The 13735-nt window shown below is 73.6% G+C and carries 11 protein-coding genes; 3 read left to right on the top strand and 8 right to left on the bottom strand.

Annotated features, from left to right (window positions below; translation table 11 throughout):
* Positions 1 to 52: 52 nt before the first annotated feature.
* From FFT21_RS29775 to FFT21_RS13875, 7 genes are all read right to left on the bottom strand, one after another.
* The gene (locus tag FFT21_RS29775) at positions 53 to 1336 is read right to left on the bottom strand and encodes a J domain-containing protein (RefSeq protein ID WP_225978396.1); all 1284 of its coding nucleotides are present in this window, start codon (positions 1334 to 1336) and stop codon (positions 53 to 55) included.
* Positions 1337 to 1431: 95 nt separating this feature from the next.
* Positions 1432 to 2250, bottom strand: a complete 819-nt coding sequence (locus FFT21_RS13900) for an ABC transporter permease (protein ID WP_137814264.1) — start codon at positions 2248 to 2250, stop codon at positions 1432 to 1434.
* Entirely contained in the window at positions 2210 to 3016 is an 807-nt protein-coding gene (locus FFT21_RS13895) for an ABC transporter ATP-binding protein (RefSeq protein ID WP_137814263.1), read from the bottom strand. The genes FFT21_RS13900 and FFT21_RS13895 overlap by 41 nt, the downstream gene beginning before the upstream one ends.
* A 63-nt stretch (positions 3017 to 3079) precedes the next feature.
* Positions 3080 to 3532, bottom strand: coding sequence for a MarR family winged helix-turn-helix transcriptional regulator (locus tag FFT21_RS13890; RefSeq protein WP_137814262.1), 453 nt, complete (start codon positions 3530 to 3532; stop codon positions 3080 to 3082).
* A 151-nt stretch (positions 3533 to 3683) separates the two neighbouring features.
* A complete protein-coding gene (locus FFT21_RS13885; protein ID WP_137814261.1) occupies positions 3684 to 5165 on the bottom strand; it encodes a GTPase family protein in 1482 nt (493 codons plus the stop codon).
* Complete coding sequence (locus tag FFT21_RS13880; protein WP_137814260.1) at positions 5162 to 7021, bottom strand: dynamin family protein; 1860 nt, start codon at positions 7019 to 7021, stop codon at positions 5162 to 5164. Before FFT21_RS13880 ends, FFT21_RS13885 begins: the two co-directional genes overlap by 4 nt.
* Before the next feature lie 107 nt (positions 7022 to 7128).
* Entirely contained in the window at positions 7129 to 8613 is a 1485-nt protein-coding gene (locus tag FFT21_RS13875) for an IniB N-terminal domain-containing protein (RefSeq protein ID WP_137814259.1), read from the bottom strand.
* A gap of 299 nt (positions 8614 to 8912) precedes the next feature.
* On the opposite strand from FFT21_RS13875, the gene FFT21_RS13870 reads away from it, so the two are divergent.
* The 3 genes from FFT21_RS13870 (at position 8913) to FFT21_RS13860 (ending at position 13250) form a co-directional block, all read left to right on the top strand.
* Positions 8913 to 10379, top strand: coding sequence for an Hsp70 family protein (locus FFT21_RS13870; RefSeq protein ID WP_137814258.1), 1467 nt, complete (start codon positions 8913 to 8915; stop codon positions 10377 to 10379).
* Positions 10376 to 12931 (top strand): helix-turn-helix transcriptional regulator, encoded by a 2556-nt coding sequence (locus tag FFT21_RS13865; RefSeq protein WP_225978395.1) that lies wholly within the window; start codon positions 10376 to 10378, stop codon positions 12929 to 12931. The genes FFT21_RS13870 and FFT21_RS13865 overlap by 4 nt, the downstream gene beginning before the upstream one ends.
* 88 nt (positions 12932 to 13019) lie before the next feature.
* Entirely contained in the window at positions 13020 to 13250 is a 231-nt protein-coding gene (locus tag FFT21_RS13860; RefSeq protein WP_192909529.1) for a hypothetical protein, read from the top strand.
* A 109-nt stretch (positions 13251 to 13359) separates the two neighbouring features.
* On the opposite strand, the gene FFT21_RS13855 is transcribed toward FFT21_RS13860, so the two are convergent.
* The gene (locus FFT21_RS13855; RefSeq protein ID WP_137814256.1) at positions 13360 to 13734 is read right to left on the bottom strand and encodes a DUF952 domain-containing protein; all 375 of its coding nucleotides are present in this window, start codon (positions 13732 to 13734) and stop codon (positions 13360 to 13362) included.
* Position 13735: the final 1 nt, after the last annotated feature.

Below are 13735 nucleotides of genomic sequence, written 5' to 3'. Positions count from 1 at the left end.
CACTGACCGAGCCCGGCAAGCTGAGCAAGCGGCCGAGCCGGGCCCGGTGCTGTCAGGTCAGCAACACGGCCAGCACGTTGCGGTCCACGGTGGTGGGCTGGCCAGCGAGCCAGTCGCCGACCTCGCGGACGAACCCCTCGGCGCCGGTCACCGCGACGTCCGTGCCCTCCCAGGTGCTCGACGCAGCGGCGTCGGAGGTCTCCGGCCAGACCAGCACCACGCCGCGCACCTCCAGCCGGGGCAGCAGGAGTTGGAAGGCGCGGGCGGCCTCGCCCAGCACCAGCGCGCCGCCACCGAAGGACTTCCCGTCCCGCTGGATGTAGCCCTGCCGGTCGACGGTGTACCTGCCGCCGGGCCAGATCATCGAGTCGATCAGCACCAGCCGGTGCCCGCACAGCACGGCGTGGTCCACCTCGGGGAACTCGGTACCCGGCCAGGTCACCTGGTGGAACACCCGGGCCGAGGGGATGTCGGTGACGTAGCGCGCCAGCAGGTCGGCGGTGAGCCGCACGGCCAACTCCCGCCGCGCCTCGTGCGGGTGGCGCACGGACGCACCGAAGATCCGCGCCGGCGCCGGCCTGCCGAACACCCGTCGGGCCCGGATCTCCGGGGTGAACATGCGGTCGGCCACGCGCGCCCTGGCGTCCCGCAGCGCGAACACCGCGACGACCGGGATGCCGGCGCCGAACATCAGCAGGAGTAACCCGGTGATCATGTGCCCGGTGACCATCAGGCCAATGCCGCCGACGCCGAGCAGCAGCGCCAGCCCGTAGGACATCCAGCCCAGCGGGGCCAGCCAGCGACCGGTCATGCAGAGCACGACGTGCAGCCCGGGAACGACCATCACCAGCAGCACGGCCGCGTCCGCGATTCCGGGGATGGACGCGTTGATCGCGCCGGTGACGCTGCCCACCGTGCCGACCAGCCAGAGCGCGCCCCAGATCGCTCCGGCGATGGAGAGCGGCCGCCGGTCGTGGTCGAACGGTGGCGTCCAGGCCACCTCGGTGTCCGGATCGACCCGGCGCCGCCACGGGATCTGCGCGGCGTCCAGGTCGGGCACCCGCGGACCGGTGGGCGCCTTGGGTCGCGCGGACTCGGCCTTCTCCGGCACCGACCGCTCGATCCTGCTGCGCACGGATTCCCGGCGGTCGTAGGTGGCCCGGCGGCCGGGATCGGCGAGCGTCTGGTACGCCTCGCTGAGCAGGCTGAACCACGCCGCATCGCCGCCGCGGTCGGGATGTAGTTTGCGCGCCTTGCTGCGGTATGCCTTTTTGATCTCGTCGGTGCTGGCGCCGCGCTTGACCCCGAGGAGGTCGTAGTAGTCCACCGCAACCACGCGATCACTTTAGGCCGACCACGAGTCCGCGAGCCGAATTTCATCATGATTGGTGAGTCCGACTCGATTCCGTGACGCCGCGCGACCACGCCTGGTTATCTGGTCAGCCGGCCGAGCAGAGCAGAAGCCACCGCGATCGCCACCACGGCGGCCAGTACCAGGACACCGAAGTCCAGCGCCAACCGGCTCGGGGTGCCGATCAGCAGGCCGCGCACCGCGTCCACCTCGTAACTCAACGGATTCACGTGGTTCAGCACACGCAACCAGGTCGGCATGATGTCGACCGGATAGAGAGCGTTGGACGCGAAGAACAGCGGCATGGTGATCGCCTGACCGATACCCATCAACCGTTCCCGGCTCAACACCAGTCCGGCAATCGTGATCGACAGGCAACAGAAGAAAGCCGAGCCGAGCACCAGTGCGGCCGCCACACCCAGCAGCTTCAGCGGGTTCGCGGTCAGCGCGACGCCGAGCAGCGCGGCCAGCACCAGCACGATCACCGCCTGGGCGAGTGCGCGCACCCCGGCGGCGAACGCCTTGCCGGTGACCAGAGCGGCCCGCGGCGTGGGTGTGACCAGCAGCTTGGCCAGCACGCCGGCGTCCCGCTCCCAGATGATCTGGATGCCGAAGAAGATCGCCACGAATAGCGCGGACTGCGCCAGGATGCCCGGCGCGAGGTAGTCCAGGTACGGGGTCGACCCGGTCGGGATAGCCCGGATGCGGGTGAAGGTTTCGCCGAACACCAGCAACCACAGCGCGGGCTGGATCGCCCTGGTCACCAGTTCGGTGCGGTCGTGCCGCAGCTTCTGCAACTCGACCAGGCACATCGTGCCCACCCGGGACGCCAACTGGCGGACCGGGTTCGGCGCGTTCTCAGCCGAGACGGCGGGCCGTGCGGCGGGCGGCGCGGACATCCCTGATCCCTCCCCCCGATTCGAGGTCGTCTCCGGTGATCACGCGGAAGACGTCGTCCAAAGTGGACTCCCGGCCGAGGTTCGCCTTGAGTTCGGCGGGCGTGCCCAGCGCGCGCAGCCGGCCGCGGTGCATCAGCGCGATGCGGTCGCAGAACTGGTCGGCCTCGTCCATGTAGTGCGTGGTGACCAGCACGGTCATCCCGGTCTGCTCGCGGACCTCGCCGATCCGCCGCCAGACGCTCGCCCTGGCCACCGGGTCCAGCCCGATGGTCGGCTCGTCCAGGATCAGCAGTCGCGGCGCGTTGACCAACGCCTGGGCCAGCTCCAGGCGGCGGATCATGCCGCCGGAGTAGGTGCCCGCCAGCCGGTCGGCCGCATCGCCCAGGCCGACCATGGCCAGCGACTCGTCCACCCGCACCCGCCGCTGGCCGCGCGGCACGTCGAACAACCGGGCGAACAGCGCGACGTTCTCCCGACCGGTCAGCGCTGAGTCGGCGGAGAGCTGCTGCGGCACGTAACCGACCATCCGGCGGACCGCCATCCGGTGCCGTGCCACGTCCACGCCGAACACCTGAACCACCCCGGACGGCGCCCGCAGCAGCGTGGTGATCAGCCGGATCGTGGTGGTCTTGCCGGCGCCGTTCGGGCCGAGCAGGCCGAACACCTCACCGGGCCGGACGGTGAGATCGACCCCGTCCACCGCGACGTTGTCGCCGAACGCGTACCGCAGGCCAGTACACCGCACGGCCGGGAGGTCGTCCGTCATGGCCGCTCCTTCATGTCCGCGAGTCTGCGGCGAGCTCACCGCCCTCGCCATGGCTCGCGCCGGTCACGGGGACTCCCCGCTGCCGGCCAGGCGCTCGGCCAGGCGGCGCAGGGCCGGCAGGGCCTGCTCGATCGCCTCGACGTCGGCGGCGTCGAGACCGGCGAGCGCGCGACCGACCAACTCGCTGCGCGCCTGCCGCCACGCGGTGAGCCGGTGCGCCGCCGCCGGCGTCAGCCTCAGCCGCGCGGCCCGGCGATCGCTCGGATCGGTCTCCCGGGACAGCAGGCCGGCGTCCACCAGCCGGTTGACCAGCGTGCTCACCGAGTTCCCCGCCAGGTGCAGCTCACGCGCGGCCGCGGCGACGCCGATACCGGGCTGGTCCTCCACCACCCGCAACAGCTCCACCTCCGCGCCACGCAGCCGCTCACCCGGCCAGCGGTCCCGCAGCCGCCGCCGGATCAGCCGGCGCAGCCCGGCGACCGCGGCCATCAGCTCGTCGGCCAGCACGGTTGCCATGCCACCACAGTACCTCTCATTGAGAGCTAATCTCCATGAGAACTGTCCGCCGATCGGTCGGGTGCTTCCTCATGCGTACGTCGGGTCGCGGCAGCCAACGTGACCAAGGCGCGCGCCAGGGCCGCGATCGCGGCGGAAAAGGAAGGCCGCGTCAGTACCGCTGCGGAGCCGCCAGCATGCCCTCGCAGGTGCGCACCACGATGCGCGCCGCGTACCGCTGGTCGTGATTGAGCAGCGGATCGGCCGCCACCTCCTGCCAGCGGCGCAGCGCGTCCAGCAGGGCGGCGCGCAGTTCCGGCTCGGTGGCGCCCTCGCCGAAGCCGAGACGCGCGGCCGGGCTGACGCCCTCCGCGCCCACCAGCCGCCCCGCCTCCTCGTCCAGGCCCTCGGGCAACCGCGTCCGGCCGACCTGTAGGGCCGCGAGCAGGCGCAGCTCGCGGAAGTCGTGCGCGCCGCACAGCGCGCGCTCGGCGTCGGCGGCCAGCCGCCCGGCCTCCGGGCGGGAGTCCGCGCGTACCACGCTGCCCAGTGCGATCAGCGCGGACCGCGCCTTCAGCACCTCGTGCCGGTCGGTGAAGTAGCTGGCGATCGACTCGCGCAGCTCGCTCAGCCCGCTGCGCTGCACGAGTTGGCCGGCCAGCTTGGGGTGCGTGTCGCAGCCGGTGCGGATCAGCGTGGTGGCCAACCGCACCCCGAACAGGCCGAAGCGGTCCAGCAGCGCGCGGCGCACGTCCGGTCCGACCGGGAGTCGCAGCTCCGCGGCCGTGAACCGGTCGGTGGACAGCAGCACCCGGTCCAGCTCGTCCCTCGGTCTCCCGGCCAGCGCGGACAGCGCGGCGAACTCGGCCTCGCGCAGCGTCCGGCCGGCCTGGGCGACCAGCCCGGCCACCGCGATCACGTTCTGGCACAGCCCGCGCACCGCCGGGTCCCGGCGCAGCCGCCTGGCCACCTGCTTCGCCGAGGACAGCGCGTCGACCCGGCCCGCGCCGACCTCGTCCGCCCGGCAGAGCACCAGAATGGTGTTCACCCGGGTGCTCCTGGCCAGCGGGCCGTCCTGCACCGCGCGCAGCAGGCGCAGATCGGTTCGGTGCATGCGGCGCATCAGGTAGATCACCGCGTCCGCCTCGGCGGTGACCTGGCGCACGCCGTCCTCGTCGGCCACCTCCGACCCCGGCGGGTCGACCAGGGTGAAGTCCCGCAACGCCCGGGCCGGCCAGTCCACCACCAGCCGGCTGACCGGCGCCGCGTCCCGGCTCGGCGGGGAGATGTGCAGCCGCTTGTCCCGGCGCGCGACCGGAAGCTCGCCCAGCGGGCCCTGCGGCGAGAAGGCGGTGGCCCTCGGCTCGGCGCCGTTGGAGTACCAGCCGGTGACCGCGTCGCCGTCGGCCGTCCGGATCGGCGCGACCTCCTCCCCGACGATCGCGTTCACCAGCGTCGACTTGCCGGAGCCGGGCAGCCCGGCGACGGTGACCCGCAGCGGCTCGTCGAACCGGGCGAGTTGGTCGCGCAGCCAGTGTGCGGTACGCGGGTTGTCCCGGTACAGGCCGAGGGCGCCGTTGAGCATCGCCCATGCCGCGTCGACCAGGTCGTTCCCCCATCCGCCCTGACCGCCGCCCGGTGCGGCGCCGGTCATGCGGTGATCTCCCGGCGCGTGCCGGCGAGCGCGGTGGGCGGCGCGGCCAGCGCATGGGCGCGCTGGTAGAGCGCGGTGAGTCGCTGCAGTTCCTGGTTCAACTCGGTGGTGCGGCGGTTGCGCTCGTCGGCGTCGGCCTGCAGCGCCTGCTTCGCGTTCGCGGCGGTGGCGGTGATCCGCGCCTGCAGGTCCTCGACCAGCGCGGCGAAATGGTCACGCAGCGAGCGCTGCACCTGCCGCGCGGTGTCCTTGCACTCCTTGCTGAACTTGAGGAAGTAGTCGTCGACGTGCCGGTGCACCGCGGACTTCGCCTCCGCCTGGCGCCGCTTGAGCCGGGCCTCGCCCTCGTCCAGCACGGTCTTCCCGCCGAACACCACGCCAGCCGCCAGCGAGATGGCGTTGATCGGCTTCATCCCGGCCAGGCTGGTGGCCAGCCCGACCATCAGCACACCGCCGTAGGACCCGCGCAGCCCGGTGAACACCTTCTGGCCGACGGTGAAACGTTCCAGGATCGGCCGCTCCAGCCGGACGAGGTGATCGAGCAGGTCGTCCGGCACGTGGAACTCCTCGCCGAGGACGAGGTCGTCGCGTACCGGAAAGAGCCGGGCGATCTTGTGCGCGATCCACCGGGAGCGCTCGACCAGCCAGGCGAAGTTGGCTTCGGCGGCCTCCGCCAGGTTGTCCTCCAGCCAGTCCCCGAAGGTCTCCCACACCACGGCCGGGTCGGCCTCGCTGAACGCCCGGTCCGCCTCCCGGAGGATCCGGCGGGTGCGGTCGCGCAGGTCGTAGTCGATGTCGGAGATCAGGTCGGCCATGTCGTCGGCCAGCATGTTCTGCCACTTGGCGGTGCGCTGACGCAGGTCCTCGACCATCCGCTGGGCGGCCTGGATGGTGGACAGCGCGACGGTGGCCCGACCCGAGTCCACTGTGGACGCCCGGGTGTGCAGCGCGGCGGCCACCTCCTCGATCGCGGCGGTCGCGACCACCGCGACGGTGCGCCGGGCGAGCGCGTCACCCTTGCCGCCGGCGTCCCGCTGCAGCGAGGCGAGCAGGTCGGGAAAGCCGGACTCCGCGTTGAGCGCCCGGTCGCCGGTGCGCGCGGCCTCCAGCCGGAGCGCGGCGGAGACCGCGAGCACCGGCACGGCGAGGCCGGCCTCGGCGAGTTGCGCCCGCGTGCGCTCGGCCACCTGCCGCCAGGCCGGCGCGATATCGATCTTGGTGAGGACGACCAGCGCGTTCGGGCAACGTTTCGTCACGCGCCGCAGCAGGTCGATCTCGGCCGGGGACAGCTCCGTGGTCGCCTCGGTGGCGAGCAGCACGGAATCCGCCTGGTCCAGCGCGGTGAAGGTGTTCGCGTGCCGCGCCGAGTCCGGGCCCCCGACCGCCGGGGTGTCGATCAGGGTCAGCCCGTCGGCCAGCAACTTGCGCGGGATGCCGATCTCGACGCCGACGACCTTGCCCTGCTTCTCCCGGTCCTTGCGGTCGATCCGCCTGGTGACCTCGTCGATCGGCACGGAGACCCGCTCCTCCGACGCGGCGGGCGCGCGCGGGACGGCCGGTGCGGGCGCGGGCGCCGGAACCCGGACCAGCGCGGCGGACGGCGTGTCCGAGTACTCCACGATGGTCGGCACGGTGGTGGTCAGGTCGTCGCCGACCGCGCAGACGGGGGCGTTGAGTAACGCGTTCACCAGCTGGCTCTTGCCCTGCTTGGGTTCCCCGACCACGGCCACCCGCAGCCTCGGGTCCAGCAGTTGCGCCCGCTTCTGGCGGAGCCGTTCGACCAGCTCGGGACTGCCGTGGTTGCCGCATGCCCCAATCGTCTCGTCAAGAACGTCCAGCCAGGGCCGTGCCGTCACGGGGAAAGTGTCCCTCGTCCCGCTCCGTGCATGCGCGAGGGGGCCGAACCCGCACGCTGTGCTGCGGGTTCGGCCCCCTCGGCTACCGCGACGACGCTACCGCCGACTCAGAGGCCGAGGTGGTGGTCGTCGAGGTTGGGCAGGTTGACCGGGGCGTGCTCGGTCACCGCGCCCAGGTGGTCGGTCACGTGCTGGTCGACGACGTTGGTCACGCCGGTGTCGTGCAGCGCGTTGGTCACCGAGGACACCGGGCTGTCGTGCAGCGGGTTCACGCCGCTGACGTCCGGCACGTGCACCTGCGGCGCCGCGTCGGTCACGTTCGGCACGGCGGCCGGGATGCTGCCGTCCACCGCGTGGTCGACCGCGTGAACGCTGGTGTCCGCGGCCTGGGTGACCGCGTGGACGCTGGTGTCGGCCGCCTGCGTGGCGGCGTGCGCGCCCTCGGTGGGCACGGCCGGAGCCGCCGGCAGGTTCGGCAGGCTCGGCAGCGAGGGCAGGCCGGCGGCGGGAACGCCGGGCAGACCCTCGACGCCGGGCATCGCGGGCAGCGGAGCCGGGGCAGCCGAGCCCAGCGTGCCGGCGGCGCCCTCGACCGCACCGGTCGGGTTGGACAGCACCGAGGTCACCGTGGTCGGGTCCACCGGCAGCTCGCTGGTCGGCAGCGCACCGGTCACCGCGGAGGCGTTCGCCGGCAGCGCGTCGAGCGTCCCGGCCGGGTCGGCCAGCGCGCCCTCGACGTTGCCGAGCGCGGCGGACGGGTTGGACGCCGCGCTGGTCACCTCACCGGCCACCGCGGTCGGGTTCACCGGCAGCGCGTCGGTGCCCGGCACCGCGCCCAGCGCCTCGGTCGGGTTGGACAGCGCGGTGGTCGCCGGGTCGGTCGCCGCGGCCGGGTCGGAGAGCGCCGACTGCACCGTGCCGAGCGCCTCGCCCGGGTTGCTCAGGGCCGAGGTCACCGCGGAGGTCACCCCGGTGGGGTCGGCCGGCAGGCCGCCGGTCGGCAGCGCGTCGGTGGGCAGGCCGCCGGTCGGCAGCGCGTCGGTGGGCAGGGCACCCTTCAGCGCGTCGAACGCTGCGCCCGGGTCGGAGGCCGCGGAGGTCACCGTGTTCAGCGCCGAGGTGGCCTGGGACAGGTGCGAGTCCAGCGCGTCGGCGGCGTCGCCCAGCCCGCCGAAGGCCTGGTGGCCGTCGTGGTGCCCATGGTGGTGCCCGTGGTGGGAGGCGCTGATCCAGCCGGCGCCCACGACTCCGGCGTGCAGGTCACCGCCCGGGGTGTTGATGCCAAGGCCGCCGCCGCCGTGCGCCTTGGCGACGAAGTGCTCGCACCCGTCCGCCAGGTGCTTGAGCTGCTGGATGGCGCCGGCCGGGCCGTCCGCCAACTCCTCCAGCGGCAGGGCGCTCAGGCCCTGCGTGGGCGCGGCGGAGGCGTAGTCCAGGACCAGCGGGATGACCTCCTGCACGTCCTGCGCGCTGATGTCACCCAGACCCGCGTGCTGCAGGGCACTGGTCGGGTCCTGCGCGAAGGCGTCCCGCGCCCCTTGGTCGGTCAGCAGGTTGAGCACGAAGTCGTGCAACGTCAAGCCAGAGGCCATCAAACGTCTCCTTGCGAAACGGGGATCGAAGGCAGGCCGGGCCGATGGTCCGGCGCCGCGGGAGACGCTAGGGCGGCGACCACACGGAGATCATCGGGGATGACTCCGGGTTGCGATCACTCGCCTACCGGGGTGATCGACTCCGTCCCGTTAGGGGATTAGGGGAACCTCACCGACCCCTTGACTCCCCATAGGGGTTACGACTTTGGTACGAACAGGGGACACCCAAAGTGGGCGTCGGTCGGGGTACGTCCCGGGCATACGGGTGTCGGCAGGCTGTGGCTTGGAGGAACGTCTACATGCCATACGTGCTTGGCATCGACGTTGGCACCGGCTCCACGGCCGCCGCCACGTGCCTGCTCGGCGGTCCCGGACCGGCCCGCGCCGACGCGGTCCGGCTCGGCGGGCGGGGCTTCGGCGTACCGTCCGTCGTCCACGTCGCACCGGACGGCGCCTTTCTGGTCGGCGAGCCCGCCGCGCAGCGCGGCCTGGTCGAGCCGTCCCGCACCGCGCGGGACTTCGTGCGCCGCGTCGGCGACGAGGTGCCCCAGTTACTCGCCGGCCGGCTGGTCACCGCGCACGAACTGACCGCGTACCTGGTCACCTGGGTGGTGCAGCGGGCGGAGGCGCAGTACGGCGGGCCGGCGGAGCACGTGGTGCTCACCCATCCCCCCGAATGGGGCCCCTACCGGCGCGGGTTGCTGCATCAGGCGCTGTGGCACGCCGGGGTGGGCCGGGTGACCCTGCTGCCGGAACCGATCGCCGCCGGGGAGAGTCATGCGGCGCGGGAGGACGTGCCCGACGGTGGCCTGCTCGCCGTGTACGCGCTCGGCGAGCACTCGTTCTGCGGCTCGGTGGTGCTCCGCACCGACAGCGGGGCGTTCGAACTGGTCGCCGCCATGGAGGGGAACGAGCACACCGGTGGCGCGCACTTCGACGACGCACTGCTGGAGCACGTGCGCACCGAGATGGGCGGCCGGTGGGTGCCACCGGATCCGGGCGACCCGAGGTCCCGGCCGAACATGGCCCGGTTGCGCCACGAGTGCGCGGTGGCGAAGGAGCGGCTGTCCACCGCGACCGAGGCCGCTGTGCCGGTGCCGGTGCCGCAGGGCGTGGCCGAGGTTCGGGTGGCCCGCGCCGACTTCGAGGACCTGATCCGTCCCGAACTGGACGGCACCGTGGAGACCCTGCTGCACGCCCTCCGGCTGGGCTCGGTGGAGCCGGAACGGTTGGCGGCCGTGCTGCTCACTGGCGGCTGCGCGCGGATTCCGCTGGTCGCTGAGCTGGTGTCGGCGGCGCTGCCCTGCCCGGTCTCGGTGGAGCCCGATCCGGAGCTGACCGCGGCCCGGGGCGCCGCGCTGGCCGCGTACCGGATGGTCACCTCCTCCGAAGCGGTGCACGCCAGGCCGCCCTCGATGGAGGAGACCTCGGTGCTGGTGCCCACCCGAGCGGAGCTGGACCCGCTCGGCGACGACTTCGACGCCCCGCCGCCACGCCCCGCGGTCGAGATCACCCCGCTGGAACTGCCGGAGCGGCGCGGCGTGCGGCGTTTCCTCCCCGGTTTCCGGGCCAACGCGCTGAGCGCGGTGCTGATCTCGACGATCACGCTCGCGCCGGTGCTGCCGCTGGCCCCGCGCCTTCCCGCGCCGCCGGCGGGTGTTGCGGAGACGGCCAGATCCTTTTCCCTTCCCGGCGCGTTTACCGGCCGAGAACAGCCGCGGACCGACCGTACCGGCGACGACCACCACCACGAGGACGGCCGTTGAACAACCGAGCAGCGAACCAGCCGAAGCCCATCCTCGACCGCCACGCCAGGGAACTCCTGCAGGCGGTCGAGGCCGACCCGTTCGCCCCGCTGCACGTGGGCGTCATGGCACCCGGCGGCTACGGCAAGACCAGACTGCTCGCCGAGCTGGCCCAGGCGTACCGCAGCGCGGGCGTCGACGTGGCGGGTGTCCGGCAGGCGATGACCGATTCGGTGGACACCACCTCGACCGCGCTGCTGGTGGACGACGCGCACCTGCTCGGCGAGCCGCAGCTGGACCGCCTGCGCCGTCTCGCGGAGACGGAACAGATCCGTCTCGTCGTCGGCTACCGGCCGTGGCCCCGGCCCGCCGGGCTGTCCGAGCTGACCGAGGTGCTCGGCCCGACCCGGCAACCGCTGACCCTCGGCCCGCTGGACCGGGACCAGATCAGGGAGCTGGCCGGCTCGTCGCTGGGTGCCCGGCCGCGGCCGGCGCTGGTCGAGTTCGTGCAGGCGTGGACGGGTGGCGTGCCGGCGTTCGCGGAGCGGCTGGTCCGCGCGCTCGCCGAGTCCGGGGAGGCAGCGCGGGAGAAGAGTCTGGAGGTGCCCCCGGCGGCGATCGCCGCGTTCCGGCACGACCTGGACCGGCTCGATCCCGACGTGCTGCGCTTCCTGCTCGCCGTGGAGGCCGGCGTCGGCCTGCACATGGATCTGCTCAACGCGCTGTTCGGCGAGGAGTCCACGGCGCTGGACGAGGTGATGGAGGCGGCAAGGGCCACCGGGCTGCTGGGTCGGGACGGCGCCCTGCTGCCGATCGGGGTGCTCGCGGTGCGGGCGCTGATCCCCGCGGAGCGCCGGATCGCGGTGCGGCAGCGGCTGGCCGAGCTGCAGCTCGCCCGGGGCGGTTCGGTGCTCGGGCTGGCCAAGCCGCTGCTGGGCACCGGCATCGGCGGGGCGAGCGCCGCGGCCGCGTTCGAGGCGGCGGGCGAGGAGGCGATGGCCGACGACCCGGCGCTGGCCGCGCGGTTCTTCGCCGCGGCGGCCACCGCGGGAGGGCCGGTGTCCCGGCTGGCCTGCCGGTGGGCGCGGGCGGCCGCGCTGGCCGGCGACCTCGACTCCGCGCTCCGGCTGGCCGACCGGTTGATCGCCGAGGAGGAGTCGCCGGACCGCCGGGAGGGGGCGCGGATCGCCGCCACCGCGCTGGCACACCGCGGTCAGCTCGGCCGCAGCGCCGAGCTGTACCGGTGGGCGGGCAGCGGCGCGGCCGGCGGGTTCGCCACCGTCGGGCTGATCGGCACCGGGCAGCTCGCCGGCGCGCAGCAACTGCTGATCGCCGCGCCGCCGGACGATCCGCCCACCCTGCTGTCCGGCGCGGCCTCGCTGATGGCGCACGGCGTGCACGAGTCGGTGGCCGGGTCCGCCACCAGCGCGTTACACAACCTGGTGCGCTCCGCCACGCTGCTGGAGCCGGCGGCGCGCGGAGTGCTGCTGCCGGACAGCCCGGCGGCGCTGGCCGCGCTGGTCGCGCTGCACTGCGGCGAGCTGAACGTGGCCGAGTCGGTGCTGGACCGGGCGGTGGCCGCGGACATGGGCGGGCCGCTGATGGCGGTGCGGCACCGCTTGCTGCGGGCCTGGATCGCCATGGTGCGTGGGCAGACCGCCGCGGCCCGGGAGCACCTGGCCGAGGCGGGCCGGAACCGGAAGACCCTGGAACCCCGCGACTGGCTGTTCGCCACCGCCCTGCAGGCCGGCCTGGCCCGGCGGGACAGCGACGTCGCCGCGTTGCAGCGGATCTGGGGCGACGCCTGCGAGGCGATCATGCGGCACCCGGTCGACCTGTTCACGTTCCTGCCGCTGGGCGAGTTCGCCACCGCCGCCGCCCGGCTGCGTGACCAGGACCGGTTGGTGCCGCACCTGCACGAGGCCAACCGGCTGCTGGCCCAGCTCGGCAACCCGCCGCTGTGGTCGGCGCCGCTACACTGGAGCGGGCTGCACGCCGCGATCATCGCCCAGGACACCGCCGCGGCGAAGGAGCACGCCGACGCGCTGTCCGACGGCGGCGAGCACGGCAGGTACCGGGCGGTGCTGGCGGCCGCCGCGGCGTGCTGGGTGGATGTGCTCACCGGCGAGGTCGACCCGGGCAGGGTGGACACCGCCGCGCACGGGCTGCACGACGCCGGCCTGTGGTGGGACGCCGCCCGATTGGCCGGGCAGGCGGCGATCCGCACCTCCGACCGCAAGGCCATGGTCAGCCTGCTGGACTGCGCCCGGCTGCTGCAGGGACGCTCGCCCGGGACCAAGGCACCGGCCCCGGCCACGGGCGGCCGCTCGTCCGGCCGCGGCCGGACCGCCGCGGACCCGGCCGGCACCGGCACGCTCAGCGAGCGCGAGCAGGAGGTGGCCCGGCTGGTGCTCGCCGGGCTGACCTACAAACAGGTCGGCGACCGCCTGTTCATCTCCGCCAAGACCGTCGAGCACCACATGGCCCGCATGCGGCAGCGGCTCGGCTGCACCAGCCGCAGCGAACTGCTCGACCAGCTTCGGATGCTGCTCCAGGAGGGCCCGCCAGGGTGAACCACACGGCCAACCGCGGCGAAACTGTCGGCCGCGGATGGCAGGCTGCCCGCCATGGACGTGCTGTCGTGGACCGCGGCACTGCGCCGTGGTCAGCGCCACCGACGCCGGGCGGTACTGGCTGGTGCGCCTCGGTCCGCACGCGCCGCGCACCACGGAGACACCGGAACCGGTATCCGCCGGCACGGTGATCAGCGGGGCCGCGGCCGACATCTATCTCGCGCTGTGGAACCGGCGGCCGTGGGACGGCGTCGCCGTCACGGGTGACGACGACCTTCCGGCCCGCTGGTCCGACGCCGTGCGGGTGCGCTGGGCATGAGCCCGTCCACGGGTTGTCCACAGCGTCCGCCCGGTTGTCCACAGGAGAGTGGCGGGTCTTTCCCCAGACCGTCCCCAGTGGATCGGTCGCCTTGTGGACAACTCGGTGATCAGGCCGTGATCGGGCCGGCGAGCAGGTCGGCGGTCGATTCGGGCAGCCGGAACGAGCCGTCCGGCTCGGGCGGGAGGTCGTGCACCGCGACCACCGCCTCTACCGGGATCGGTCCGTAGACATGTGGAAACCACGGACCCCCCGGCTCGGGCGGGTCGCCTGGCTCCCACCGCAGCGGCACGGAGAGCCGGTGCGGGTCGATCACCAGCAGCACCAGGTCGGTCCGGCCGCGGAACAGGCGGTTCGCCGGCAGGTGCAGGGTGCCCGGGTCCGAGCAGTGCACGAAGCCCACGCTGTCCAGCGACGGAGGGCGGTAACCCTGCTCCGGCCGCGCGGCCGCCCATTCCTCCCGGCCACAGATGTGCAGGATCACG

Source organism: Gandjariella thermophila, assembly GCF_005405885.1.
GTDB lineage: Bacteria > Actinomycetota > Actinomycetes > Mycobacteriales > Pseudonocardiaceae > Gandjariella > Gandjariella thermophila.
This window is presented reverse-complemented; position numbering and strand designations above follow the sequence as displayed.